The sequence below is a fragment of the Pseudomonas sp. 2822-15 genome (genome assembly GCF_002742515.1).
GTDB lineage: Bacteria > Pseudomonadota > Gammaproteobacteria > Pseudomonadales > Pseudomonadaceae > Aquipseudomonas > Aquipseudomonas salomonii.
Genome location: NZ_LJRY01000320.1, coordinates 47940 through 73736, shown reverse-complemented (window position 1 = coordinate 73736; position 25797 = coordinate 47940). Strand labels below are relative to the sequence as shown.

Sequence of the window (25797 nt, the reverse complement as noted above, 5' to 3'; positions counted from 1 at the left end):
CAAGCCAGCTCCCACAGTTGGATTTTCAGTGGTTTTGCTAACTCAGTCGCTCGGCCAGCAGAGGCAACAACCGCTCGCATGACGCCTCGATCTTCACCTGCAACAGCTCATCCCCACGGGTCTTGCCCAGGTTGATGGCTATCACCGGCTTGCCTTGCTCCACCATCGCCTTGCACAGGCGAAACGCGGAATAGGCCATCAGCGAAGAACCCACCACCAGCAGCCCGTCGGCATGCTCAACGGCGGCCATGGCCCTGGCGGCCGTCGCTGGTGCCACGTTCTCGCCAAAAAATACAACGTCTGGCTTCAAGCGCTCGCCGTTGCAATGGGGGCAGCGCGGCACCTGGAAGCGTTCTTCAAAGGTCGAATCGAGCAGGGTGTCACCGTCAGGCGCCTGCACCGCGTGGACCTGCACCAGGTAAGGATTATCGATTTCCATCTGCCGCTGAATCACGTCGCGGGTACTGCGCTGCTGGCAGTCCAGGCAAAGCACACGATGCAAGCTGCCATGCAGTTCGATCACCTCATGGCTGCCGGCCTGATCATGCAGGGTGTCGACGTTTTGCGTGATCAGCCCGCTGATACGCTCGCTTTGCTGCAGTGTTGCCAGCGCCAGATGAGCCTGGTTCGGCTGCGCAATACGCACCCGTGGCCAACCCAGCATGGCCCGTGCCCAATAGCGGCGGCGCGCTTGGGCGGTGGCGAGGAATTCCTGGTACATCATCGGCGCCTTGCCACGGCGCACGCCTTCGCTGTCGCGATAATCCGGGATGCCCGATGACGTGCTGATACCTGCACCGGTCAAGACCAAAAAGCGTCGTTCAGCCATGGCCCGGTACAGGGTGTCGAGGTGGTCGTCTTGGTGGTCCAGCGTATCGAGCATGGGTTCCCCTATTCGCCGCGGATGTACTGCTCCAGCTGTTTGATCAGATCGGCCTGTTCGGCAATGGCCTCTTTTACCAAGTCACCGATGGACAGCAGGCCCAGCAGTTTGCCGTCTTCGACCACGGGCAGGTGGCGCAGGTGACTGTCGGTCATGATGTTCATGCATTCTTCGACACTTTTATGGGTATCCACGGTGATGACAGGTGAACTCATTACCTCATGGACCTTTGTGGTGACCGACGAAAGGCCTTTGAGCATGATTTTGCGAGCGTAATCACGTTCACTGAGGATGCCGACAACTGCACCCTCCTTGACCACCGGCAAGGCCCCTACGTTTTTTTCTGACATTCGCACCAGCGCCTCAAACACCGTGTGATCCCATTGGATGGTATGCACGTCCTGATTCTTCTGGTCCTTGGCTTTGAGCACTTGTGCAACGGTTTTCATGGCGGCCACTCCGGTGTTGTTGTTAGGAAGTCAGCGAGTCCCCTACAGAATCCTAGACGGGCTACAGCGCTGCAAGGCCCAAAGCGGCGTTAAACCCGTCGAAAAACGTCATTCACTGGTTTATTTCGCGTTTTAGCCGGCACTTTTCGGTTTTTTCGCCCGCTTTGGAGCGCCTGTCGTCTTGCGCGGTGCGGCCTTGCGTTTGTTTTTCCACGGCGTGGCGCCTCGGCCCGCCGGGCTGGCCGGACCGGTGATGGTCATGCGCATGCCATTGCAGCGTGCCACTTGTTTGCTCATCCAGGCCGCCTGCTTGGCGACGAATTCTTCCAGGCTCATTTCACCGCTTTGCACCATGTCCAGTGCCTGCTCCCAGATCGCGGTGGTGCCTGGGTCGGCAATCGCCCGAGGTACCGCGTCGATCAGGCTGAACGCCGCCGCAGTGGCCGACAGTGCCTTGCCGTTTTTGACCAGATAACCCCGGTCGAGCAAGCCCTGGATAATCCCGGCGCGGGTGGCTTCGGTGCCGATGCCGGTGGTGTCCTTGAGCTTTTGCTTGAGCAGCGGGTCTTGCACCAGCTTGGCGACGTTTTTCATCGCCTTGATCAGGTCACCCTCGGTGAAGGGCTTGGGCGGCTGGGTCCACAGGTCCTTGAGGTTGACCTTGGCCACCGCGTAATCCTGGCCTTGCACCAGCGTCGGCAGGGCCTGCGGTGCGGGGGCTTCGCGGCCTTTGGCGGGCGCGAGCGCCTCGGGCAGGGCGCGTTTCCAGCCCGGCTCGATGATGACTTTACCTACCGCGCGCAAGGATTGGCCTGCGCAGTCGAAATCCGCCTGGGTGCGATCGTATTCATGGTTGGGCAGGAACTGCGCCAGGTAACGTGCGCGAATCAGCGTGTAGACCGCACGGTGCTTGCCGGTCAGTTGCGCGACATCCTTACCCGCACCCGTAGGAATAATGCCGTGGTGCGCGCTGACCTTGGCGTCGTTCCAGGCCCGTGAACGGCGTTGCGGGTCGATATGCGCCATCAGCTCGTTCACCGCCGCATCCGCGCGGGCCAGCGCGGCCAGGATCTTCGGCGCATCACCGTGTTGGCTGAGCGGCAGGTAGCCGCAGTCACTGCGAGGGTAGGTGATGACTTTGTGGGTTTCGTATAGGGACTGTGCGATGTCCAGGGTTTCCTGGGCGCCGAGGCCGAGCTTTTTGGAGCAGATTTCCTGCAATGTGCCGAGGTCGAAGGGCAGGGGCGCCACCTCGCGCACGCGCTCGGTACGCAGTTTGACCAGCCTGGCGCTGGCGGCGCTGGTCATCGCAGCGGCGGCATCGCGAGCCAGTTGCGGGTTAAGACAGCGGCCTTGATCGTCGCAGGCATCCTCAGCGGCTCGCCATTGAGCGGTGAAGGTCATGGGGCCGTGGCGCAGGTCGACATCAATGGCCCAGTAAGCCACCGGTACAAAGTCGGCGATGCTGCGGTCGCGGTCTACCACCAGACGCAAGGTCGGGGTTTGCACGCGGCCCACCGGCAATACGCCTTGATAGCCGGATTGACGCCCGAGCAGGGTAAACAGGCGACTCATGTTCATGCCGATCAGCCAGTCGGCGCGCGAGCGGCCCAGGGCCGAGTGGTACAGGCTGAAGGTTTCGGCGCCGGGTTTGAGGGCCGCCAAGGCCTTGCGGATGGAGGCTTCATCCAGCGCCGATAACCATAAGCGCTGGATCGGCCCGCGATAGCGGCAATGCTCCACCAGCTCACGGGCGATCATTTCGCCTTCGCGGTCGGCGTCGGTGGCAATCACCAGTTCCTGGGCTTCCCCGAGCAAACGCTTGACGGCCTTGAACTGGCTGGCGGTCTTGGGCTTGACCCGCATCTTCCATTTTTCCGGCACGATCGGCAGGTCGGCCAGCACCCAGCGCTTGTATTTGGCGTCGTAGGCGTCGGGCGGGGCGGTTTCCAGCAGGTGGCCGATGCACCAGGTGACTGTGACCCCATTACCCAGCCAGCAGCCGTCGCCACGCCGGCTGGCGCCGAGCACGGCCGCGATATCCTTGGCCTGGGAGGGTTTTTCACAGAGGTACAGCCGCATGGTCATCACATCAAATCGGGTCGATGCCTTGCAGGATGCTCAGTCAAAGGCAATTGAGCAACCTTTATCTGTATGGATGTACAGCAATTTGTGTGGGCACCACACAGCCAAATGTGGGAGCTGGCTTGCACACAAGCCAGGTCCCACAGGGGATCTTCAGCGTTTTGAAGATCAGTTGTTATTGATATCCACGTTCTTGGTTTCTTTCAGGCAGAACAACCCCACAATCAAGCTCACCCCGGTCACCACCACCGGGTACCACAGGCCGTAGAAGATATCGCCGGTGTACACCACCAGGGCAAACGATACGGTCGGCAGGAACCCGCCAAACCAGCCGTTACCGATGTGGTAGGGCAGGGACATCGAGGTGTAGCGGATACGCGTCGGGAACAGTTCCACCATCAGCGCCGCCAGCGGGCCGTAGCACATGGCGGCGATCAGGATCAGCACCACGATCAGCACCACCACCATCACCTTGTTGACCTGCGCCACATCCGCCGAGGTCGGGTAGCCGGCCAGGGTCACCGCGCCGCGCAGGGCCGCTTCGTCGTAACCGTCGATGCGCACATCACCGACGCTCACCTGCACCGGGCTGCCGGCTGGCGCGGCGGCGCTGCTGTATGGCAGACCTTGCTTGACCAGGAAGGTCTTGACCTTGTCGCACGGGCTGTCAAAACGCGCCTTGCCGACCGGGTCGAACTGGAAGGTGCAGGTGGCCGGGTCGGCCAATACGGTGATCGGCGCCTGGTGGCTGGCCTGGTCCATCGCCGGGTTGGTGTAGTGCGCCAGCCCCTTGAAGATCGGGAAGTACAGAGCGGTGGCTAGCAGCAAGCCGAGCATCAGCACCGGTTTGCGCCCGACCTTGTCCGACAGCCAGCCAAACAGGATGAAGAACGGTGCGCCGATTACCACGCTGATGATCAGCAGCATATTGGCCAGGGCCGGGTCCATCTTCAGGAATTGCGTGAGGAAGAACAACACGTAGAACTGCGCGGCGTAGAAGGTCACTGCCTGCCCGCCGTTGATGCTGAACAGCGCAATCAGCACCACCTTGAGGTTTTCCCATTTGCCGAAGGATTCGCGGATCGGCGACTTGCTCGCCTTGCCTTCCTCTTTCATTTTCAGGAATGCTGGCGACTCATGCAGGCTCATGCGGATCCAGGTAGAAATGCCCAGCAGCACAATCGAGAACAGGAACGGAATGCGCCAGCCCCACACTTCGAACTGGTCACCGGTGAAGTAACGGCAAGCCAGCACCACCAGCAGCGACAGCAGCAGGCCCAGGGTGGCGGTGGATTGAATCCAGCTGGTGTGCAGGCCGCGTTTGCCGGCCGGTGCGTGCTCGGCCACATAGGTGGCTGCGCCGCCATATTCGCCGCCCAACGCCAGGCCTTGCAGCATACGCAGCACGATCAGAATGATCGGCGCCGCAATGCCGATGCTGGCATAGGTCGGCAACAGCCCGACACAGAAGGTCGCCACACCCATGAGGATGATGGTGACCAAAAACGTGTACTTGCGCCCGATCATGTCGCCCAGGCGGCCGAACACCAGCGCGCCGAACGGCCGCACCACAAAGCCTGCGGCAAAGGCCATCAAGGCAAAGATAAACGCCGTAGTGTCATTCACCCCGGCAAAGAATTGCTTGCTGATTACCGCCGCCAGGGCGCCGTAGAGGAAAAAGTCGTACCACTCGAACACCGTCCCTAAAGACGAGGCGAAGATGACTTTCCTTGATTCGCTGCCGGTGCTCGCCTTGACGGCCGAGCCCAGGGGTTGAGCATGTTCTGACATCGGGTATCCCTCACAGTGATTATTTATTGTTGTTCCACTGTCGGCGCCGGGTGCGGCGCCGCTATTCAGATTGCATGAACCGTTTCTCTCTGCGGGGCGAGACTCCTTGTGTTCGGCGAAAGCATCAGCTGCGCTGCTTTTTCCGCAATCATCAGTGTAGGTGAGCAAGTGTTGCCGGATGTGATGCGTGGCATCACCGAGGCATCGGCAATGCGCAGGCCCGGCACGCCATGCACGCGCAGTTGGGCATCGACCACTGCATCGTTGTCATCGCCCATGCGGCAAGTACCCACCGGGTGGAAAATCGTCGTGCCGATGCGTGCAGCGGCTTCATGCAGCTGTTCTTCGGTTTGCAGCGCGTCGCCCGGCAGGTATTCCACCGGCTTGAACTGGCTCAGGGCCGGTGCGGCGACAATGCGGCGGGTCAGGCGAATTGCGTCGGCGGCTACGCGCAAATCTTCGGGATGGCTGAGGTAGTTGGGCCGTATCAGGGGGGCATCTGCCGGGTTGGCCGAGCGAATATCAATGCGGCCACGGCTTTGCGGGCGCAGGTCGCAGACCGAGGCGGTAAATGCCGGGAACGCATGCAACGGTTCGCCAAAGCGTTCCAGGGACAATGGCTGCACGTGATACTCAAGATTGGCCGACGTCTGTTCCGGGCCGGAGCGGGCGAAGGCGCCGAGCTGGCTGGGCGCCATCGACAATGGGCCGCTGCGGTCATACAGGTAGCGCAGGCCCATGCCCATTTTGCCCAACAGGGTGCCGGCGATCTGGTTCAAGGTGCGTGCGTTTTCCAGCTTGTAGATCAGCCGCAGTTGCAGGTGATCCTGCAGGTTGCCACCGACACCCGGCAGTTCATGCAGCACGTTGATGCCCAATGGCTTGAGCACATGGGACGGGCCAATCCCTGAGCGTTGCAGGATACCCGGCGAGCCGACGGAACCGGCGCACAGGACGATTTCCTTGCGTGCTTTCCAGCTTGATTGCTGGCCATGCTGGCGCCCGACCACAGCCGAAGCGCGGCCGTTTTCCAGCACCACGCGATCGACTTCCACTTCGGTCAGCACGGTGAGGTTGGGGCGCTGGCGGATCGGCTTGAGAAATGCCTTGGCCGCGTTCCAGCGCACCCCGGCCTTCTGGTTGACCTGGAAGTAGCCGCAGCCTTCATTGTCGCCCTGGTTGAAATCGCTGATCGGTGCGATGCCACTTTGCGCCGCCGCATCGCGAAAGGCATCGAGGATCGGCCAGTGCAGGCGCTGTTGCTCCACGCGCCACTCACCGCCGTCGCTGTGAAATTCCGAACCGCCGGCAAAATGGTTTTCGCTCTGTTTGAACAGCGGCAGCACGTCTTTCCAGGCCCAGCCGGGGTTGCCTGCCGCTGCCCAGCCGTCGTAATCCTGGGCTTGGCCGCGCATATAGATCATGCCGTTGATGGACGAGCAGCCACCCAGCACCTTGCCGCGTGGGTAACTCAGCGCACGGCCTTGCAGGCCTTCCTGGGCTTCGGTCTTGAAGCACCAGTCGGTGCGCGGGTTGCCGATGCAGAAGAGGTAACCGACGGGGATGTGGATCCAGGGGTAATTGTCGCGGCCACCGGCTTCGAGCAGCAGCACGCGGTGGGCGGGGTTGGCGGACAATCGATTAGCCAGCAGGCACCCTGCGGGGCCGGCGCCTACGACGATGTAATCGTATTCAGCAGTTGCAATGGGCATCTGAGGTCTCGCTTGTTTTTCTTATTGGCCCCATCCTAGTTGTTAGTTTTCGTCTTAAAAATGTTAGTTTTTACCCAGCTGCTGTGCGTTTTTAAACAGCGCGGCTCAGGCTCCCGCATTGGAGGCGACATGTTCGACTGGAATGACCTGCGGTTTTTTCTTGAGCTGCAACGCAGTGGCCGCCTGCTCACCGCTGCGCAGCGCCTGAAAACCACGCACGCCACTGTGGCCCGGCATATCGAGGCTATCGAGAAGAGCCTTGGCACCGCGCTGTTCGTGCAGCATGCCCAGGGTTACGAACTGACGCCTTCCGGAGAAGCGCTGCTCAAGCACGCCGAGGCCATGGAAAACGTCGCGTTGCTGGCCGAAGACGAACTCACCCATTCCGCTGCGCCGCTGGGCAAGATCCGCCTCGGCGTGGCCGAGGGGTTGGGCGTGATGTTCCTCGCCAGCCGCATGGGCGGGCTCTTCGAGCGTTATCCGGGGCTGGAAGTGGAACTGGTGGCGGTGCCGCGCTTTGTGAGCATTCTCAACCGTGAAGCGGAAATCAGCATCCACCTCGAGCGCCCCAGCGTCGACCAACTCGTCACGCGCAAACTCACCGACTACCGCCTGGCGCTCTACGCCAGCCGTGCCTACCTTGCGCGCCACCCGCCGATCGAAAAGCGTGAAGACCTCGCCGCCCATGCCTGGATTGATTACGTGGATGACCTGCTGTTCAGCCAGGAACTCAAGTTCCTCAGCAGCTTTTGCCGCAACCCCAAGGTGGTGTTTCACAGCACCAGCGTGATTGCTCAACACCAGGCGGCGCGTTCGGGGTTGGGGATTGCCGTGTTGCCGTGCTTCATGGCCGCCGGCGACCCGGACCTGGTGCCGTTGCTGCCGGCAGAAAGCATCCAGCGCAGCTACTGGATCAGCTCGCGCCGAGAGCTGCACAAGTCGGTGCGGTTGCGGGTGTTGTGGGATTATGTGGTGGAGTTGTGCGCGCGGGAGCAAGGGTTGCTGCTCGGCGAAACTCACTGAAGAAACCGGATAAAAATGTGGGAGCTGGCTTGCCTGCGATGAGTCCCTGTCAGTCAACTTATTTGTTGAATGACACACTGCAATCGCAGGCAAGCCAGCTCCCACATTGGGTTTGTGTTGTGTCAGTGAATTATTAGAGCTTCACCACCTGATGCACCTGCTCGGCACACGCCCGCGCCTCTTTTATCATCTTGCCGAACGCTTCACTGGCGACTTCCGCATGGGTCAACCAGCGCGTTTTCTGGCTCAGGCGATAGTGATACTGCAGCCCGTTATCCATAAGCTTGCCGTCCAGATCCAGGTCATACCATGGCGAACGCACCTGGCAGCCGGGGATGGCTTTTTCCATCTGCCCACCGGTCAGTGTGAAGCGGTAGTCGTAGGTTTCGGGGTTGCCCAGGTAAAGGTCGGCTTGTTGATCATGGCGGCGGTAGTTGATGAAGCCATCCCAGCGGCCTTTGAGTGACTCGTCGGTGTAGACGTAGTCGTTCGCGAGCTTTTCCAGCGCGCGCTGGTCGTTCATGCTGGCGTTGACGGTGTAGCCGTCGTGCACCACGAAGGCGGTGGGTGGGCGAGTGATGGTGCAGTCGCTGATTTCGTTGCCGAAGTTGCCGCAGATGTTCTGGTCGGTGGCGGTGGTGCCTTGTTGGCGATCGGCGACGCTCATTTGCATCAGCGGCAGGCGGCTGAAGGTGATGGTGGCCTGGGTGGCGCCATTGCCTTGCTTGTCGAAGTGCACTTTTTTGTCCAGGCGCAGGGTGGTTTCCGGGCGTTCCAGCGGGATCTGTTCTTCGCGTACCTGGCCCTGAGCATCATTGACCAGCACCCAGCGGTCCTGAATGTCGGGCATGGTCTGGCCGGGGGCGAACACCGGGTTGGTCGGGTCGAGCCACCAGACCTGGCCATCGACTTCGGCACGCACGATCGCGTGGTTCGCCGCGTTGGTGCCAGGGATCAGCAATGAGAACGCTACGTCACCACGGCTGACCCAGGCGGTCTCGGCCTTGATGCCGCTGGCTTTGAGCATTGCGGTCAGCAGGATCGCCAGGTCTTTGCAGTCGCCATAACCATGCTGCTCGATTTCCGCCAGGTTGAACGGTACATAACCGCGCTCGGTAGCGCGCCAGTCGCCCAGGTAGCGGTAGTGGTCGTTGATGTGCTGCATCAGCGCTTCGACCTGTTGCGCCGGCGCCAGGTTGCGTGCGGCGGCTACGGCAGCGGCCGCTTGCGCCGGCAGGTTGGCGCCGAGAATCTGGTTGTAACGCTGGGCGAAATCACCGAAATACGCCTGGCGGTCCAGGGCGCTGCCCACTTCCAGGCGCGGGATGTGTTGCAGCGCGGCGCTGGAGGATTCGTTGATGTAATTGAGGTAGGTCGGCTTTTTTTGCACCACATCCAGGGTCTTGCCGTTGGCGGATGCCGTTACGTTGAAAGCGTCGAACAACTCACTGCGCCACTGGATCGGGCGTTCGGCGGTAAAGCGCACTTTGACGTGGTCGCGCCGGAATGCGCTGGGGCCAAACATGATTGCGTAGTGAAACTGGGTCACCAACGGTTTGGCGGCGCGACGTTCGCGCACGGTGTAGCGAATTTGCGTGCCTACGCGCAGGTTCGGGAAGGCCAGGGAGGTTTGCTTGTCGCGGCTGAAGCCCTGGTCCGGGTTGGGCGCGGTGCGCGTGTCGATTTGCGCGGCGTCCAGCGCGACCGGCTTGGCGCCCGGCTGGGTGGATTGGGCGCTGATCACTTCAAAGGTGTCGCCTTCGGAGTAATCGAAGTCGATGCGCGAGAGCATTTCGCGGCCGCTGGGCTTGAGGATGGTGTAGTGCTGGGTGGTGGTGCAGTCGGTGCTGGCGTCGCGGTTGAAGTGGCAGTGCAGCTCGGTGTCGCTGGCCAGCGGGGCTTCGGCCATGGGTTGCAGGGCGGCATTAGCACAGTGGCAAACCAGCCCCAGGCTCAGGGCAAGCAAGGGGCGGTGAAACGAAAAACGGTACAAACGGTGCATGGGCGCCTCGGGTGACACAGTGGAACAACTACCCGTCGGGTAGTGAGAAGGCGCCGGATGATAATGGATCGCAACAACAAAAGCCACGATTGTCTGACAATAAATGTGTCTGAAAAGCCCGTTCTAGAGCCTTTTGCTTGATTTGTGTCAGGGTTTTAGCAGTTCAAATTCGGCACTGGCGAGCTTTTCGCCGTTCACCAGCACATGCACCCAATGCTTGCCCGCGTAATGCTTGCGCGTGGTCAACTCACGGATATGTTGTTCGCGGCGGATGGCGTGATGTTCGCCTGCGCCCAGGGTAAAGGCCTTGAGCTTGAACACTTTCTGCGCGCTATGGCCGGCACTTTTTACGTAGTCGATGGCGTAGTCGACCACCAGCTTCTGCGCGGCGGTGGCGGTGGATTCCAGGCTGAACGACAGGTTGATGCGCTCGCCCAGGTTGATCACCGCCGGTGTGACTTTCAGGTGGTGAATGTTCACCTCGGCCCTGGCGCCGGCACCCATGATCGTCAGTGCGCGGGTATTGCCTTGCTTGATCAGGCTGCGCAAGGCGTGCCGGGCGATCCAGGCGGTGTGCGGGTTGTCCAGGTTCCAGCCTTCGATCAGGCTGAGCACCCAGTCCGGGTGGTCCTTGGTGATGTCGTTGAGGTGGTTGGCCACTGACTTGCGCACATACAGGCTGCTGTCGGCCTTGAGGTTATCCAGGATCGAGGCGCACAGCTGCGGGTTGGCCTGCACCTGGGCCAAGCGAAAGGACCAGGGCAGGCGAGGGCGCGAGCCTTCACTGGCAAGGCGCCGCACATGTTCGTTGGCGTCCAGCGACCACTGCTGCATCACGGCCAGGGTGCGCTCAAAGTCGTTCAACAAGAACGGGCGAATGGCGAACTCGGCCGAGCCAAACACGGTGAAGTATTTGAGCGCGGCCATGGAGCGTTTGAAGTCATTCAGGCCGTAACTGGCTACGTAGTGCGGCAGGAACAGGCACACAAATGCACTGTTCAAGCGCGGGGCCAGGGCATAGAACAGCTTGAGGGTTTGCGCATAATCCAATGGGATGACCGCATGCAGGCTCTCACTGACCCGCGCCATGCGCTGCATCACCGACAACTCGGCAAGCCCGGCTTTGGCGTGCTTTAGAAAGCCTTTGGCGTCGAACGCCGGGTACACCGCTGTCATTTCACTGGCGATGTGTTGCAGGCGTTCGACGTTGAAGATTTCCTTGAGGGCCGGGGCGCCTTGGTCGGTCATCGGTGATTCCAGGGCTAGAGAAACCAGCGGTATTCCCGCGCGTTGATCTCTTGTTGAAAGGCCAGGTGGTCCTGGCGTTTGTTTTCGCAGTACACGTCGATAAATTCGGCGCCCAGCTTATCGCGCAATATCGCTTGATGCTGCATGGCGCGCACGGCGTCGAGCATTTCCAGGGGGAAGTCGGCGCCGCTGTTACGGTCCTCGTTCAGCGGCGCGATGGGTTCTTGCCTGGTTTCCAGGCCATGCTCCAAGCCTGCCAGGATCGCTGCCAGCACCAGGTACGGGTTGGCATCGGCGCTGGCCAGGCGGTGTTCGATGCGCAGGTTGCGCGGGTCGGATTCGGGAATGCGCACGCAGGCGTCGCGGTCTTCAAAGCCCCAGCTGGCACGAGTGGCCGCGTTCACGGTGCCACCCAAGCGGCGGAAGGCGTTGTGGTTGGGCGAGAAGATCGGCATGCAGTGCGCCAGCAAGGCCAGGCAACCGGCCACCGCGTGGCGCAGCGGTTGCTGCTGGTGCGCCGCGAGTAAATTATTGCCCGCGCCGTCATACAGGCTGACATGCACATGCATGCCGCTGCCGGGAAATTGCAGATAAGGCTTGGCCATAAAGCTGGCGCGGTAGCCGTGCTTGAGTGCCACGCCACGGGTGCTGCGGCAGAACAGCGCGGCCCAGTCGGCGGCGCGCAGGCCGTCGTCGCAGTGGCCGAAGTTGATCTCGAACTGGCCAGGGCCGAGTTCGGCGGTGATCACCGTGATGTCGATGCCTTGGGCCTGGGCGGTTTGCGCCATGTCGTCGAGCACTTCACTGAAGCGCGACAATCGCTCGATATGCAGGGTGGGCTGGTCGTCAGCGTCATCACTCAACGGGTCGCGGGCGAATTGCGGCAGGCCGTCGTCGAGTTTTTTATCGAATAGGTAAAACTCCAGCTCAAACGCCACTACCGGGTGAATGCCCTTGTGATGCAGGCGTTCCAGCACCTTGGCCAGCACTTCACGTGGTTCGAACTCAATCGGCGCTTCGGTGCCATCCGAGGTGATCAACATCTGCCCCAGCGGCTGCGCTTCCCAGCTCACTGGCTTGAGCGTGCCTGGCACCAGGCGGCGGTTGGCATCCGGGTCGCCGTCGTGAAAGCAATAATCACCGATCTTGAACAGCCCGCCCTGAGCGCCCAGCAGTACGGCGTTTTGCGGCAGCTTCAGCGGGCTGCCGGCGGCGACTTTTTCCAGCATCTCCACCGGGTAGCGCTTGCCGTAGAAATGCCCCGGAATGTCCAGGGCGATCAGGTCGACGTAACGCACCTCGGGGTGGTTCTGGCGAAAGGTCCGTACTTCGGCCAGCAACGTGGCTGATTGGCTTTTCACGGGTGTTGCTCCTAGTTGTAAACCCACAATACGCGGGCGGGCAGATCAGTCAGGTTGGCGTAGCGGCAATGGGCAAAACTGGCCAGGTGGAAACTGTCGCCAGGCCCGAGGGTGACCGGGTCAGTCTCACCGTCCACCCACAGCGTCAACTCGCCCTCCAGCACAAAACCGGCCTGCTCGGCGCGGTCGCTCATGGTTTGCTCGCCACTGTTGGCACCGGGCGCCAACAGGCTGTCGAGCATCGAAAACGCGCCGTGCATGCTGGGCGACACCAGAATGTCGGTGATGCCATTGGCGTAATACACCGTGCGCCGCTCATTGGGGCGCGTCACCCAATCCACCGCCTTGGGTTTGGGCAGGCTGTAGAAGTAGGTGGTGGGTACGTCGAGGGCATGGCTGATGGCGGTGAGATCGGCCACGGTAGGGCGCGACAGGCCGCGTTCGACCTGGGACAAGAAACCCACCGACCGCTCGATTTTTTGCGCGAGTTGGGCGAGGGTGAGTTTCTTGTGCTTGCGCAGGTCGTGGATCAACACGGCCAGTGCGTCGAGTTCTTGTTGTTGATTCATGAAATTTATATCGATAAATTTCATGAAAAATTACACGAATTATTTCATGGGGGCAATGGCGGTGAATTGATCATTCCGACGCTGGAGCGCCGGAACGATCAAGACCCTTGGCTGTGCTGGAGGCTGGCTGGCCGTCGGTCAATCGACCTCGAACTGATGTAGCCAGACGTTTTCAGTAACCAACCGAGCAGGTATTACCGTGTGGGTTTTTCCATCAATCACAGTCCATAGCTCGCATTGGCTGTGCGGGCGGCCGTCAGGAGTGGTGTACATACGACCATCGTTACGGACGACGTATTGCACTGATTGGTGTAGCTCTTTACCCGCCGCGGTGCGCTGGCCCGCCGCAATCAGAAAGTCGATTTTGACCTGAGGCTTGCGCAATTCATCCAAACGACCGAGACCATAATCCGCGCAAATATCAATACCAAAGGGCAGATCCGGGACTGGCTGGTTGTCGAACAGAGGCAGCAGCCGACACCCGCGTTGATGTTTTGCGGTGGAGGTGCTCAGTTCATACACATTGACACTGAGTGTCTCGGAGAGCTGGTACACAAATACCAAAGGTGGGTCGCCGTCGAAAAGCTCCGGCGAGGCCGTTTCCGGGTCGAAAATGATCAGCTCGTTATCCTTTTCTACAGCCTGCTCTGCTGACAGGCCCATGTAGTCAATCAAGGCGGTATTTCGCTTGGGCCACATTGAAATCAAGGGCGCGCCCCAAAATGATCGTTTCCCGAAATTGTTCCCGGCCACTACGTAATTCAAAGCCTCGTAGCGGTTTGGGTTCTGTTTGCTGGGCGTTAACAATGCATTTGTACCCGGTAACAGGATGAGGCGTCCCCACTGCCTGGCCGGGAAAGCGCGAATAATCTGCCTGACGTGTTGTTGAATTGTCCGGCGGTAAAACACTTCCAGCTGTTTAAGCTCTTGCACATTCTTGACGCTGCTCCACGGAATATTCCAGTAGAGTTCGGGCGCGGTTACAAACGTAACCAGGGGCTGAAATGAATCGTCTTTGAGGGCTACCAATGAGCGCCTCATTGAGCTGATCAACTGCTCTGCGCGGCGATTCGTCTCACGCTTGGCGAATTCCAGAATTGACTCATGGGCCGCGCGCGATGAGTGGGCATCGGGAGTAGTGGTTTGCAGCGAAAGTACTTGTACGCGTTGTGTCACTTTGCAACGTCCTCTGAGTTCTGAAAACCACAGCTCATGGCTGGGTTTGAATTGAGAACTCAGAACGCTGGGATGGCTGTAGGACTTCTCCAGTTTTTGATGCGCGAACGTTGGGTCATTTAGTCAACGAACACGCCGCATCATCTGCGGCTGAATGAATTGCCACGCCTGCGGTCGGAACCTGGGTACGCATCATTCATTGAAGGAGCACCCATGAAGTCCAAGACCCTAGCCGCTTGCCTGCTGCTCACCGCTGGGCTGTCCACCGCCAGCTTTGTCGTGCAGGCCGGTGATACACCTCAGGAAACCGTGCAGCCTTCGAGCATCAATACGCGGGATTTGAAAGAGGGTGACCGCGCCCCGGATATCCTGATGCGCAAGGAATCGGCGGTCAGCGACTGGAAAAAACGTGGCCTCAAGCAGCCGGAGGCAGACAGCCAATGGGCACGGGTGGGGGACAAGTTTGTGCTGCTCAAAACCACCAACGGCACCATTCTCGAGATCACCCCCGTCAAGCGCTGATCGGTGTGTTTTCCTCGTTAGCGCATAAAGGTAACCGGCCATCCCGGTCGCGTTACCTCACCCATCACGTTAGCCTCGACGTCACACAGGTCGGCCTGGAAATCAGCCCGGCTGCATTTTTATTGGGTCGTCGTTGAAGCAAAATCATCCAGCGTGAGCTTGCCGACGTTGTTGCTCTGCAGTTCGTAGCGCAACTCTTCAACCATCTTGGCGACTTCTTGCGGGGTCTGCAGGCGGTTGGTACTGATGCCGGTGACTACCAGGTCAACCCGGCCGGTTTCGGCGTCGTAGACCTTGAGGGTCAGTGACGCGTCCCGGCACAGGGTGAACTCGCAGGTCAGCGGCGACAAACCTTCTTCGATGCAGTTGCGCAATTGAGAGAGGGTAAACATAGGCCTCGGCCTCCTCAACGACGACGCAGCAACAGGCCCACAAGCAAACCGATACCGGCAACGACAGCCACGGTCGTCAGGGGTTTGTTTTTGGCGAAGTCACCGACGGTCTCCAGCGCGTCGCCATACGTTTGCTGCAGTTGACCTGCCGCCTGACGCGCCACACCTTCAGCGTGCAATTGATCATCGCCGGTGAGGTCGCCGATAACGCCCTGGGCCTTGCCGGCAACTTTTTCTACGGCGCCTTTGACTTGTTCGCTTTTCATCGTGCTTTCCTTGGAAGAGATCAAACCATTTCGGCACGGGACCATAGGCCCTGTACCCACTCTTCAAGGTTAAGCAGCACGCGCCAGTGCAATAAGGCGAATTTGCACTGGTCGCACTAGTGCATTTGCACTCTAGGGTTTGCTTTTGATGCGCAGTTCGCCGGCAAACAAGCCACGCTCCCTGGCCCACACAATGGCCGCGCTGCGGCTGTGCACGCCGAGTTTGGAGTACACCGTGGCCACATGGTTACGCACCGTGTTGGGTGCAAGTTTCAGGCGCGAGGCAATCTCTTTGTCGGCCAGGCCTTCGCAGATCAGACCCAGCACATCACGCTCACGGGCGGTGAGGTCGGTGAAGGCCACGTTCGGCAGGTTGGGGCTGTTGACGCTCTTGGCGTTGGCCAGCTTCTCGATCAGGGTCTGGCTGAACCAGGAGGCGTCCTGCATCACTTCCTCAATGGCCGCCACCAGCTCAAGCTCCGAGCGTTTGCGTTCGGTGATGTTCATCAGCACCAGCAGGTAGCAGGGCACGTCCTCGATAATCACCGTGTCGGCGGAGACCACGCAGTCGATCACCTCGTTGCCTTTCTTGCGCACCTTGAGGTCCTGGCCTTCGAGGTTGCCGGCGTTTTCCAGGGTAGTGAACAATTGCGCTCCCGCCGGTGCGCTGTCGATGAAGTGGATGTCCTCGACGTTCTTGCCGATCAGTTCTTCGCTGGTGTAGCCGGTGATGCTCATGAACGCTTCGTTGATATCCACCACTTGCCGGTTGGCGGCGTTGCACACCAGGGTCGGCACCGGTGTCAGGCGGAAGGATTTGGCGAAACGTTCTTCGCTCTGGCGCAAGGCGGTCTCGGCCTTGCGCCGTGGCTCCAGGTCGGTGAAGGAAAACAGCATGCAGTCTTCCTCGTTCATGTCCAACGGCTGGCCGGCGACGATTACCAGTTTGCTGCCGCCTTCGGGCAGGCGCAGCTCGGCCTGCATCTGCGGGATGGTCGCGCCTTCGCCCAGGCGCTGGATGGCCAGGTCCTTGCGATCGGCGTGTTCCAGCACGTCCAGTTCATACACGGATTTGCCGATGACCTGGTCGCGGTTGTAACCGGTCATCTCCAGGAAACCCTGGTTGACCTTGATGTAGCGCAGGTCGCTGAGACGGCAGATCACCGCAGGTGCCGGGTTGGCGTTGAAGGTTTTCTCGAAACGTTGTTCTGCGCTGGCCCACTCGGTGGCGTCGCTGAGGATCAGCACCAACAGCTCCGGTTCGCCGTGGGCGTCCGTCAGCACCAGGCTGCGCAAGCGGTGCACCCAACGGCGGTCTTCGTCGTCGGCGGGGGGGACTTCCACCACCACATCGCTGAATTCTTCACCGGCTGCTACTCGGCTGAGCGGGTAGCTGTCCAGCGGCAAGGGATGGTTGTTGCGATAGCGCAAGGCGAAGCGCTTGGCGTATTGCTCGGTATTGGCGCCGAGCTGCTCCACCTCACTGACCCCGTGCATGGTCAGCGCGGCTTCGTTGGCCCACAGAATGGTCTGGTCGACTTCGGCCAGGATCACACCGTCCGATAACCCGGAAATGATCTGCTGCAATTGGCGGCGGTTGGTTTCTTTGGCAAGAACGTCCTGGGTCATGGTCTCTCCGGGGATGGGCGCATGAAGGGTACGACACCCAGGCATCAGGATAGTGCACACAACGTGCCCCTTGCGGGGTGCGAATGCACCAGAGGCTCTGGTGCATTTGAGCGGGGACGACCGGCAGCGACCTCGCCAGACTGATACGGTCAACCACTCAAAGGATTAATCATGACAACTGTCTATGAAACCAACCGTTCACCGTTTCGCGTGTCCTGGAGCTCTGTGCTGGCCGGCAGTGCAATTGCCCTGGTGACCTACCTGGTGCTCAGCGTGCTGGGCACCGCCATTGGCGCGAGTGCCGTCAACCCGATGGAAGCGGGCAACCCTCTGAGCGGCTTCGGCACGGGTGCAGGGATCTGGCTGTTTGTTTCCACCCTGGTGGCCGTCGGCCTCGGCGCCTTTGTGGCCGGGCGCACTGCACCGGACCGTGGCGGCCTGCACGGCGTATTGACCTGGACCTTTACCACCTTGCTCACCACCTGGTTGCTGGCTGGTCTGGCCGCCAGTGTGGTCGGCACCGCCGGTAATGTGGTGGGCAAGGGCTTGTCCGCCGCCGGCAGTGGTATCGCCGCTGCTGCGCCTGGGATCGGCAACAGCATCAAGCAGCAGTTGAACGAGCAGGGTATCCAACTCGATTGGAACAGCCTGCAAGGCCAACTCGACACCTTGCTCAAGCAGAGCGGCAAGCCTGAGCTGGATCCGGCCAACGTCGAGCAGAAAACCGACCAGGCCGCCGCCGACGGCAAGCAATCGGCCAAGGACGCCGCGACCAACCCTGCCCAGGCCGGTGATGAGTTGAAGCAGTGGTTCGAACGCGTCAAAGCCTCCGGCGAGCCTGCGTTGAATGCAGCGGACAAAGACGCGCTGGTCAACATCGTGGCCGCCCGTACCGGCAAGAGCAAAGCCGAAGCCACCCAGATCGTCGACAACTATGCCCAGGCTTATCAGCAAGCCATGCAAAAGGTCGATGAGCTCAAGCAGCAAGCCGAGCAGAAAGCCCGTGAAGCCGGTGAAGTGGCGGCTAAACAGCTGTCCCGCGCAGCTTGGAGCACCTTGGCCATGTTGCTGTTGGGCGCAGCGTTGAGCTTCTTTGTGGGTCGTACCGCACTGACCACGCGTCGCGTGCCGTTGGCTTAAGCTGAACATGTGCGGCAGGGACGCCGCCTGTGGGCACAGTGGATAACTCGCTCACCCCTGCGCCCGAATGAATGCGTAAAATACCGGCTTTTTACGCGTATCACGCAAAGGTGCACTTTGAGCGCAGGCAAAGCTGTCGGGCTGTTATTACTCACTTCACTGCTGGCGGCGTGCGGTACTTCACCGCCACGCACGCCAAACGACATCTGCGGCATCTTTCGTGAAAAAGACGATTGGTACGACGCCGCCAAGGTCACGCAAAAGCGCTGGGGCGTGCCGATCCAGGTGCCGTTCGCGATCATGTATCAAGAGTCGGGCTTCCGCCAGGATGCCAAGACCCCGCGCAAATACCTGCTATGGATTATCCCATGGGGGCGCGTGTCGACCGCCGAAGGCTATTCCCAGGCCAAGGATGAGGTGTGGAACGACTACCGCAAGAGCACCGGCCGCAGTGGTGCGAGCCGTCAGGATTTCGACGACTCCATCGACTTTGTGGGTTGGTACATGGACAAGACCTACACCATCAACGGCGTGTACAAATACGACGCCTACGGCCAATACCTGAACTACCACGAAGGCTGGGGCGGCTATCGCCAGCGTACCTATGCGGCCAAAGCCTGGCTGCCGCCGGTGGCGAGCAAGGTGCAGGCGCGCTCGCAGATGTACGCGGCGCAATATGCGCGTTGCAAGGATGATCTGGGCCGCGGGTTCTGGAGCCGGTTCTGGCATTGGTTGTAATGAACGATCGGCATGAGTGTGTGGCGAGGGCGCACTTGCCAAGCTCACTCTATTGCGGGAAAACCCAAGTCTTTACGCATCCAACGAGAGCCTCATGAGCAACGATGAACTCCAGATCACCGACACCCGCCAGGGCACCGGCAAAACCGTGGTCAAGGGTGCGCTGATCACCACCCAATACACCGGCACCCTAGAAGACGGCACCGTGTTCGATTCGTCCTGGGAGCGCGGCAGGCCGTTCCAGTGTGTGATCGGCACCGGGCGTGTGATCAAGGGCTGGGACCTGGGCTTGATGGGCATGCAGGTCGGCGGCGTGCGCACGCTTTTTGTGCCGGCACACCTGGCTTATGGCGAGCGTTCGATGGGCGCGCATATCAAACCCAACAGTAATCTGCGTTTTGAAATCGAGTTGCTGGAAGTGCTGACGCGCGACGATTAAAGGGAAAATAAACATGGAAGTTGGTTGCTCACTTGAAGGTATTCGAGTGGTTGAACTGCATGCCGGCGACGCGGGTGAACTGCAGTGTTTTTTTGACCAGGCACCCGAGTATTTCATCGCGGTCAACGGTGAACCGGCATCACCGACCGAAGCGCACGAAGAGTTGCAGGGCTGTTTGCCTGCAGGTTGGCGTTGCAGCCGGATGTACTGGCTGGGTTATCGCGATGCGCAGGAGCCACTGGCTGCCGTGGTGAACATCGCGGCAGATTTGCTGGCCGTCGGCGTGTGGCATATCGGTTTGCTGCTGGTGCATACGCGCCTGCACGGCACTGGGTTTGCGCGACAACTGTATGCCGATCTTGAAGCCTGGGCGGTGCGCAACGGTGCCCAGTGGCTGCGATTGACGGTGGTGGTCGGCAATACCAAGGCCGAGCGCTTCTGGCCCAGGCTTGGGTATGTGCAGGTGCGCACGCGTGAAGGCATCAGGATGGGACGGCAGGTGAATACAGTGTCAATTCAGGTCAAGGCGCTGGCAGGTGGGCAGATGGACAATTACCTGAAGCTGGTTGAGCGGGATCGGCCCGATATGTCGTAATAGCGGACGTACACAGTTCTTGTGGGAGCTGGCTTGATCTTCAGTTTCTGAACTCACCCTGAACAATCCATCCAAACGCCATCGGTAAATTTTCCTACGGTTTACTCACTCCAAAACGCGGGGTAAACTCCGCGCGTTTTCATCAATAGCGGAGACCCTCAGTGGGTACTTGTTCGAGCGACAGTCGTCGGCCGGTTTCGGTAACCGGCATCTACTTGGCAAGGTAACGCGCATTTTTCCTGATGCCGTTGTCTCGCCTCAAAAAGCGAGAAGCGGCATTCCGGCAGCGGCCAGTCCTGGCAGCTGCCTGTATCCCTCTCATCGACGCTGACCAGCACCTCAAATCACTTGGGATGCTACGCACGCGCCTGCCTTTTACGGCGGGCGGGCCAAGCTGACTGTGCCTTTACAACGGGCGCGGTGCAGTCGGTCGTACCTGCACGAAGGTTTCCGGCATGCGCAGCAGTCATGGAGATTTTTCTTATGCAGGCAATCAACAACATCAACCTCAACTCCCTGGTCGATACCGTGGTCAGCCTCACCGCGGCGTTTATCCTCGGTGGTTTGATCGGCTTCGAGCGCCAGTACCGCCAGCGTACGGCGGGCTTGCGCACCAACGTGCTGGTGGCGGTGGGCGCGGCGATCTTCGTCGACATGGCCAACCGCCTGGGCGGCGCGGAGGGCGCGGTGCGAGTGGTCGCGTACGTGGTGTCGGGCATCGGCTTTTTGGGCGCTGGCGTAATCATGCGCGAAGAAGGCAACGTGCGTGGGCTCAACACTGCCGCCACACTTTGGGCGTCGGCGGCGGTGGGGGCGTGTGCGGGGGCTGATCTGATCCTTGAAGCACTGTTGGGCACCCTGTTTGTGCTGGCGGCCAACACCTTGCTGCGGCCGATCGTCAATAACATCAACCGCCAGCCACTGGACGTGGTGTCGGCGGAGGTCACCAACATCCTCTATGTCATCGCCCGGCGCAGCCAGCAACAGGCGGTGATGGTGCTGCTGGAAGCCGAACTGGCGCGCTGCAACTACCCGGCCAGCGACGTTGATGTGCGGCCGTTCGGCAGCGAAGAGGTGGAAATCGAGGCCACCCTGGCCGCGACCTCGGTAGACGGCGACGAACTGGACGCGCTGGTGGCGCGTATTTCCACATCGAGCCTGATCGTGCAGGCGTTCTGGAGCCCGAGCACCACCGACTGAGAAGCGTGCGCAAGCGCTATTTTGCGAGGAAAAGTCTTACATATGATTGGGATTCCCCCTTCGGTCAATACGTTATTTCGTTGTTAAGGTTGCGCACTTGCAGCTGGCCGGTGGTCACGGTTCGGCTACATGTGCTCGGCATGACTTCGATCGAAGGGGCCACCTGAGTGAAGGCAGTGCCACTGGTCGGCACTGTCATTTCTCACAGGTACCTGTGTCCCGCGTGATGTGTAAGGGTACTTATTCTTCTCAGGGTAGTGATATGAGCAAAGCGTCAGTTAGTGGGAACAAAGTATTAATCGTGGACGACCATCCGTTTATACGGGCGACTGTCAGGTATTTGCTCAAGTGCGAAGGCTTCACTGACATTGAGGAAGCCGGCACGGGGGCCGACGCGCTTCAGAAGGTTAGAGAATGGTGCCCCGTCTTGATTATTCTCGACTTGGCCATTCCAAAACTGGGTGGGCTGGAGGTGATCGCCCGAGTCAAGGCGCTGGGGGCGCCCTGCAAGATTCTGGTATTGACGTCGTATCCGCCGGAGTTTTTTTCCACCCGGTGCATGCGTGCCGGCGCCATGGGGTTTGTTGCCAAGACCGGAGAGCTGGAAGAGCTGCAAAAAGCAATCAAGGCGGTGATGTCCAACTACAACTGTTTCCCCAGCCTGCCAAGCAGTTCGGTGCGCCGTGACGATTTGCAGGCCACCGAGCAAGAACTGGTGCATTCGCTGTCGGATCGCGAATTGGCCGTGTTGAGGATGTTGGCGTTGGGTTACACCAACAACAAGATTGCCCTGGATATGCTGCTGAGCCACAAGACCATCAGTACCTACAAGACTCGACTCAAGGAGAAGTTGCGGATGTCTTCTGTGGTGCACATGGCCAAATTTGCCCAGCGCAATCATCTGATCTGATTCGACATGATCCTGGCCCTGGTTCGACGGTTCATCCTGATGGTGTCGATGAGCCTGCCGCCGCTGCTCGCTGTTGCCCTTGATGAGCCGCACACCTTGCGGTTGCTGGGGCATTCGAGCCTCGACGGGCATGACACGCCCGTGGTACTGGGAGACGCCGACTGGCACTGGCTGCGTGAGCGGCGCACCCTATGGATGGGGGTTTCCGCGCCCGATTACGGGCCTTTCGAACTGACCAACAACAACGATGAGCTGGAAGGTATCACCGCCGACTATGCCCAGTTGCTTGCCCAGGCGCTTAATGTCAGCGTTGAAGTGCGCCGCTATGACACGCGTGATGAGGTGATCGAAGCGCTCAAGCAAGGCTCCATCGACTTCCTGGGTTCGGCCAACGGGTTTGAGGCGGGGGACCCGCAACTCGTCCTGTCGCGCTCCTATGCCAATGACCAGCCCGTGCTGGTCACCCGTACCGGAGACACCCAGTCCCTGAGTGTCGACCTGGCCGGCAAGCGTGTGGCGATGCTTTATCACTACATGCCGCCCGATGTGGTCGAGGCGTTCTACCCAAAGGCCCATGTGGAGCTGTTTGCGTCGGTCTTCGAAGCCATCGGCGCCGTGGCCTTTGGCCGCGCCGATGTCTACCTCGGAGATGCCATCACCGCGCACTACCAGATCAATCGCAACCACCTCAACAACGTACAGCTGGCGGACTTTTCGACCTTGGAGTCCAACGCCTTTGCGTTTGCGGTGGGCCGGGACAATATCCGCCTGCTGCGCATTATCAACAGCGCGCTGAGGTCAATTCCGACTAACCAGCAGCTGGATATCGTGCGCCGTTGGAGTGCTGGCAATCTTGGCGTCCTGGGGGCTGAGCGACTGCACCTGAGTACCAGCGAGCAACGCTGGCTGGAAAAACACCCACGGGTGAGGGTGGTGGCGTCCGACCAGATGCTGCCGTTGGCATCCTTCACGGCACAAGGGCAATCAGAGGGCTTGAGTGCGGACGTTCTCTCCCGGATCAGCCTGCGCACCGGCTTGAAGTTCGATGTGGTCCCGGGCGGCACGATGCCCCAGCAAATCGAGGCGGTTCGTTCGGGCCGGGCGGACATGATGGCGGTGGTCACGCCCAGCATCGAAGGTTCTGACCAGGTGCGCTTTACCCGGCCCTATTTGACCAATCCGCTGGTGCTGGTCACCCGCACCGACACGCCTGGCACCATGACCCTGGAGAATATGCTGGGTAAACGCCTGGCAATCCCCAGCGGCAACGCGCTGCGTGAAGTCATCAATCGCGACTATCCCGGTATCCAGTTTGTGGAGGCGAAGAACCCTACGGATGCCATGGCCCTGGTCGCCAGCGGCAGTGCCGAGGGCGCCGTCAGTTCGCTGATCTATGCGCGTTACCTGATCGCCTTTGAGTACCGCGACCGCTTGCACGTTACCAGCACCGTCGGCTCTGAACCCGTGCGCATGACGTTCGGGGTCAACCGGGGTCAGCTGGAGCTGTACTCGATACTGGACAAGGCGTTGCTGAGCATCCCGCCCCAGGAGATGGATGAACTGATCAGCCAATGGCGCACCGATGTGATCATCGAAGACCATTGGCTGCGCCACCGCAGCACGATTATCCAAGGGTTCGGCCTGGCGGCGGTATTGCTGCTGATCACCCTGGGGTGGGCGATTTACCTGCGCAGCCTGATACGCAAGCGCGCTCAGGCCGAACGGGCGTTGAGCGACCAGATGCGCTTTATGGGCGTGCTGATCGACGGTACGCCCCACCCCATCTACGTACGTGATCGCCAGGGCCGGCTGATGGCTTGCAACAGCGCTTACCTGGATGTGTTCGGCTTCAAGCTTGAAGGGGTGATTGGCAAGACGGTGATCGAAACCGACACCGGCAACCCGCCGCAGGCCCAGTCATTCCATGAGGATTATCTGCGCTTGATGGAGCGGGGCGAGCCGCAGATTCATGATCGGGTGCTCAGGTTGCCTGCAGGCAAGGTGTTGACCATTTACCACTGGATGCTCCCGTACCGTGATGGCGACGAAAATGTCGTGGGCATGATTGCCGGCTGGGTGGATGTGAGCGAGCGCCAGCGCTTGCTGGGCCAGCTGCAGGAGGCCAAGGAGGAAGCTGACGCCGCCAACCGTGCCAAGACCACGTTCCTGGCGACCATGAGCCACGAAATCCGCACCCCCATGAATGCGGTGATCGGCATGATTGAGCTGGCGCTGGCCAACGCCGAACAAGGGCGTGCCGACCGCGATGCCCTGGAAGTGGCCTCGGTGGCCTCCCATGGCATGCTGGAGCTGATCGGCGACATTCTGGATATTGCCCGAATCGAGTCCGGCCATCTGTCATTAGCCCTTGAGCCAGCCAACCTGCATGAACTGGTGACGTCGGTGGCACGGGTATTTGAAGGGTTGGCGCGCGCGAAGGGCCTGGCGCTGCAAGTCGAACTTGACCCGCAAATGGATCGCGCGGTGCTGATCGACCCGTTGCGATTCAAGCAGGTGGTGTCCAACCTGCTGAGCAATGCCATCAAGTTTACCGACCAGGGCCGGGTGCGCTTGGGCGGGCGCTGCGGGTTGGCATCGGACCCCGGCCAATTGGACCTCACCTTATGGGTAGAAGACACCGGCATAGGCATCAGTGCCGAGGACCAGCAGCGGCTGTTCAACCCGTTTATCCAGGGCAGCAATACCGAGCAATCGGCGCGCAGCGGCTCGGGCCTGGGGTTGGTGATCAGCCGCACGTTGTGCGAAATGATGGCGGGCAATCTGCAGTTGAGCAGTATGCTGGGGCAGGGGACGCGGGTGGACGTGGCACTCACATTAGCGACGACAGCGACAATAACACGCGAGGTTTCGGCCACGCCGGCACCCACCCGGCCCGTGCGTGTGTTGAACATTCTGGTGGTAGATGACTACCCGGCCAATCGCCTGCTGCTGGCTCGGCAGCTGAGCTTTCTGGGACACCGCATCAGCACTGCCGAAGACGGCGTCCAGGGCTTGGAGCGCTGGCAAACCCAGCGGCCCGATGTGGTGATCACCGATTGCAACATGCCCCTCAAGGATGGCTATGCCTTGGCGCGTGAGATCCGTGCGCAAGAGCATGAGCAAGGCTTGCACGCCTGTCTGCTGCTGGGGTTTACCGCCAATGCCCAGCCCGAAGAAACCGAGCGCTGCCGGCAGGCGGGCATGGATGGTTGCCTGTTCAAGCCTGCCGGGCTTGAGGACTTGCGCTCGGCGCTGAGCGCCTATGCGCTCGGGCCTGAGTCACCCGACGCTGAGCCGGGGTTTGATTTGACGGCTTTGACCGTCGTAACAGGGGACGATAGCGCCGCGCTCAAGGAGTTGTTGGGCGCCTTGCTCGACAGCCTGAAAGCAGACCGTGCGATATTGGCATTGCCGCTACGCCAGCACAGTTTTGGCGAGCTGCACGAACTCGCGCATCGCGTCAAAGGAGGGGCGCGAATGGTCAAGGCTGAGACGTTGATCGCCTGTTGCGAAACATTGGAGGCGGTGTGTGAGCGGCACAAGCGCAGTGCATTGGCCGTGGCGGTTAAAGCGATAGACGCGGCGATTGCTGATTTGCACCAGCGCATGGATGCTTATTGCAAGCAGCTCTGACCGCCGTTGAGGGGTATTCGGTAGATTTGGGAGA

At 60.3% G+C, this 25797-nt stretch carries 22 protein-coding genes; 9 read left to right on the top strand and 13 right to left on the bottom strand.

Annotated features, from left to right (window positions below; genetic code table 11):
- Positions 1-37 precede the first annotated feature (37 nt).
- From AOA59_RS28175 to AOA59_RS28155, 5 genes are all read right to left on the bottom strand, one after another.
- On the bottom strand, positions 38-883 hold the full coding sequence (locus AOA59_RS28175) for an NAD-dependent protein deacetylase (protein WP_099489777.1): 846 nt from the start codon (positions 881-883) through the stop codon (positions 38-40).
- A gap of 8 nt (positions 884-891) precedes the next feature.
- Entirely contained in the window at positions 892-1332 is a 441-nt protein-coding gene (locus tag AOA59_RS28170) for a CBS domain-containing protein (RefSeq protein WP_056858068.1), read from the bottom strand.
- Between the two features lie 132 nt (positions 1333-1464).
- The gene (locus AOA59_RS28165; protein WP_099489786.1) at positions 1465-3414 is read right to left on the bottom strand and encodes a DNA topoisomerase III; all 1950 of its coding nucleotides are present in this window, start codon (positions 3412-3414) and stop codon (positions 1465-1467) included.
- 171 nt (positions 3415-3585) lie between these two features.
- Entirely contained in the window at positions 3586-5208 is a 1623-nt protein-coding gene (locus AOA59_RS28160; RefSeq protein WP_017135018.1) for an MFS transporter, read from the bottom strand.
- Between the two features lie 65 nt (positions 5209-5273).
- The gene (locus AOA59_RS28155) at positions 5274-6920 is read right to left on the bottom strand and encodes a GMC family oxidoreductase (protein ID WP_099489776.1); all 1647 of its coding nucleotides are present in this window, start codon (positions 6918-6920) and stop codon (positions 5274-5276) included.
- A 129-nt stretch (positions 6921-7049) separates the two neighbouring features.
- Here AOA59_RS28155 and AOA59_RS28150 point away from each other — a divergent pair, with 129 nt between their 5' ends.
- Positions 7050-7943, top strand: a complete 894-nt coding sequence (locus AOA59_RS28150; protein ID WP_056858066.1) for a LysR family transcriptional regulator — start codon at positions 7050-7052, stop codon at positions 7941-7943.
- A 133-nt stretch (positions 7944-8076) separates the two neighbouring features.
- Here AOA59_RS28150 and AOA59_RS28145 read toward each other — a convergent pair whose 3' ends face one another.
- The 5 genes from AOA59_RS28145 to AOA59_RS28125 form a co-directional block, all read right to left on the bottom strand.
- A complete protein-coding gene (locus tag AOA59_RS28145; RefSeq protein WP_099489785.1) occupies positions 8077-9936 on the bottom strand; it encodes a DUF3857 domain-containing transglutaminase family protein in 1860 nt (619 codons plus the stop codon).
- Between the two features lie 156 nt (positions 9937-10092).
- A complete protein-coding gene (locus tag AOA59_RS28140) occupies positions 10093-11193 on the bottom strand; it encodes a DNA alkylation repair protein (RefSeq protein ID WP_099489775.1) in 1101 nt (366 codons plus the stop codon).
- A gap of 14 nt (positions 11194-11207) precedes the next feature.
- Positions 11208-12554: a glutamine synthetase family protein gene (locus AOA59_RS28135; RefSeq protein WP_099489774.1), complete on the bottom strand. Its 1347-nt coding sequence runs from the start codon at positions 12552-12554 to the stop codon at positions 11208-11210.
- An 11-nt stretch (positions 12555-12565) separates the two neighbouring features.
- The gene (locus tag AOA59_RS28130) at positions 12566-13123 is read right to left on the bottom strand and encodes a helix-turn-helix domain-containing protein (protein ID WP_099489784.1); all 558 of its coding nucleotides are present in this window, start codon (positions 13121-13123) and stop codon (positions 12566-12568) included.
- A 138-nt stretch (positions 13124-13261) separates the two neighbouring features.
- A complete protein-coding gene (locus AOA59_RS28125) occupies positions 13262-14299 on the bottom strand; it encodes a hypothetical protein (protein ID WP_143522837.1) in 1038 nt (345 codons plus the stop codon).
- A 213-nt stretch (positions 14300-14512) separates the two neighbouring features.
- Here AOA59_RS28125 and AOA59_RS28120 point away from each other — a divergent pair, with 213 nt between their 5' ends.
- On the top strand, positions 14513-14821 hold the full coding sequence (locus AOA59_RS28120; RefSeq protein WP_056858063.1) for an RcnB family protein: 309 nt from the start codon (positions 14513-14515) through the stop codon (positions 14819-14821).
- 119 nt (positions 14822-14940) lie between these two features.
- Here AOA59_RS28120 and AOA59_RS28115 read toward each other — a convergent pair whose 3' ends face one another.
- The 3 genes from AOA59_RS28115 to AOA59_RS28105 form a co-directional block, all read right to left on the bottom strand.
- Positions 14941-15213 carry a DUF1652 domain-containing protein gene (locus AOA59_RS28115; protein WP_056858062.1) on the bottom strand — a complete coding sequence of 91 codons (273 nt, stop codon included), beginning with the start codon at positions 15211-15213 and terminating at the stop codon, positions 14941-14943.
- A 14-nt stretch (positions 15214-15227) separates the two neighbouring features.
- Positions 15228-15479, bottom strand: a complete 252-nt coding sequence (locus AOA59_RS28110; protein WP_065911363.1) for a CsbD family protein — start codon at positions 15477-15479, stop codon at positions 15228-15230.
- Between the two features lie 132 nt (positions 15480-15611).
- A complete protein-coding gene (locus tag AOA59_RS28105; protein WP_099489772.1) occupies positions 15612-17108 on the bottom strand; it encodes a PAS domain S-box protein in 1497 nt (498 codons plus the stop codon).
- Between the two features lie 171 nt (positions 17109-17279).
- Here AOA59_RS28105 and AOA59_RS28100 point away from each other — a divergent pair, with 171 nt between their 5' ends.
- The 7 genes from AOA59_RS28100 (at position 17280) to AOA59_RS28070 (ending at position 25763) form a co-directional block, all read left to right on the top strand.
- Positions 17280-18248 carry a hypothetical protein gene (locus AOA59_RS28100; protein ID WP_017138991.1) on the top strand — a complete coding sequence of 323 codons (969 nt, stop codon included), beginning with the start codon at positions 17280-17282 and terminating at the stop codon, positions 18246-18248.
- Positions 18249-18365: 117 nt separating this feature from the next.
- Positions 18366-18986, top strand: coding sequence for a hypothetical protein (locus tag AOA59_RS28095; RefSeq protein WP_017138992.1), 621 nt, complete (start codon positions 18366-18368; stop codon positions 18984-18986).
- Positions 18987-19080: 94 nt separating this feature from the next.
- The gene (locus AOA59_RS28090; RefSeq protein WP_099489771.1) at positions 19081-19425 is read left to right on the top strand and encodes an FKBP-type peptidyl-prolyl cis-trans isomerase; all 345 of its coding nucleotides are present in this window, start codon (positions 19081-19083) and stop codon (positions 19423-19425) included.
- Between the two features lie 13 nt (positions 19426-19438).
- On the top strand, positions 19439-20020 hold the full coding sequence (locus tag AOA59_RS28085; RefSeq protein WP_099489770.1) for a GNAT family N-acetyltransferase: 582 nt from the start codon (positions 19439-19441) through the stop codon (positions 20018-20020).
- Positions 20021-20503: 483 nt separating this feature from the next.
- A complete protein-coding gene (locus AOA59_RS28080; RefSeq protein ID WP_099489769.1) occupies positions 20504-21220 on the top strand; it encodes an MgtC/SapB family protein in 717 nt (238 codons plus the stop codon).
- Positions 21221-21482: 262 nt separating this feature from the next.
- Positions 21483-22130 (top strand): response regulator transcription factor, encoded by a 648-nt coding sequence (locus AOA59_RS28075; protein WP_065911371.1) that lies wholly within the window; start codon positions 21483-21485, stop codon positions 22128-22130.
- A gap of 6 nt (positions 22131-22136) precedes the next feature.
- On the top strand, positions 22137-25763 hold the full coding sequence (locus AOA59_RS28070; RefSeq protein ID WP_099489768.1) for a transporter substrate-binding domain-containing protein: 3627 nt from the start codon (positions 22137-22139) through the stop codon (positions 25761-25763).
- Positions 25764-25797 lie beyond the last annotated feature (34 nt).

Bases quoted from the DNA above. Each gene is read 5' to 3' on its own strand.
- AOA59_RS28165 (WP_099489786.1), bottom strand. From the start codon at position 3,414: ATGCGGCTGTACCTCTGTGAAAAACCCTCCCAGGCCAAGGATATCGCG.
- AOA59_RS28170 (WP_056858068.1), bottom strand. From the start codon at position 1,332: ATGAAAACCGTTGCACAAGTGCTCAAAGCCAAGGACCAGAAGAATCAG.
- AOA59_RS28080 (WP_099489769.1), top strand. From the start codon at position 20,504: ATGCAGGCAATCAACAACATCAACCTCAACTCCCTGGTCGATACCGTG.
- AOA59_RS28090 (WP_099489771.1), top strand. From the start codon at position 19,081: ATGAGCAACGATGAACTCCAGATCACCGACACCCGCCAGGGCACCGGC.
- AOA59_RS28175 (WP_099489777.1), bottom strand. From the start codon at position 883: ATGCTCGATACGCTGGACCACCAAGACGACCACCTCGACACCCTGTAC.
- AOA59_RS28100 (WP_017138991.1), top strand. From the start codon at position 17,280: ATGACAACTGTCTATGAAACCAACCGTTCACCGTTTCGCGTGTCCTGG.
- AOA59_RS28150 (WP_056858066.1), top strand. From the start codon at position 7,050: ATGTTCGACTGGAATGACCTGCGGTTTTTTCTTGAGCTGCAACGCAGT.
- AOA59_RS28140 (WP_099489775.1), bottom strand. From the start codon at position 11,193: ATGACCGACCAAGGCGCCCCGGCCCTCAAGGAAATCTTCAACGTCGAA.
- AOA59_RS28070 (WP_099489768.1), top strand. From the start codon at position 22,137: ATGATCCTGGCCCTGGTTCGACGGTTCATCCTGATGGTGTCGATGAGC.
- AOA59_RS28115 (WP_056858062.1), bottom strand. From the start codon at position 15,213: ATGTTTACCCTCTCTCAATTGCGCAACTGCATCGAAGAAGGTTTGTCG.
- AOA59_RS28110 (WP_065911363.1), bottom strand. From the start codon at position 15,479: ATGAAAAGCGAACAAGTCAAAGGCGCCGTAGAAAAAGTTGCCGGCAAG.
- AOA59_RS28075 (WP_065911371.1), top strand. From the start codon at position 21,483: ATGAGCAAAGCGTCAGTTAGTGGGAACAAAGTATTAATCGTGGACGAC.
- AOA59_RS28085 (WP_099489770.1), top strand. From the start codon at position 19,439: ATGGAAGTTGGTTGCTCACTTGAAGGTATTCGAGTGGTTGAACTGCAT.
- AOA59_RS28160 (WP_017135018.1), bottom strand. From the start codon at position 5,208: ATGTCAGAACATGCTCAACCCCTGGGCTCGGCCGTCAAGGCGAGCACC.
- AOA59_RS28105 (WP_099489772.1), bottom strand. From the start codon at position 17,108: ATGACCCAGGACGTTCTTGCCAAAGAAACCAACCGCCGCCAATTGCAG.
- AOA59_RS28120 (WP_056858063.1), top strand. From the start codon at position 14,513: ATGAAGTCCAAGACCCTAGCCGCTTGCCTGCTGCTCACCGCTGGGCTG.
- AOA59_RS28155 (WP_099489776.1), bottom strand. From the start codon at position 6,920: ATGCCCATTGCAACTGCTGAATACGATTACATCGTCGTAGGCGCCGGC.
- AOA59_RS28130 (WP_099489784.1), bottom strand. From the start codon at position 13,123: ATGAATCAACAACAAGAACTCGACGCACTGGCCGTGTTGATCCACGAC.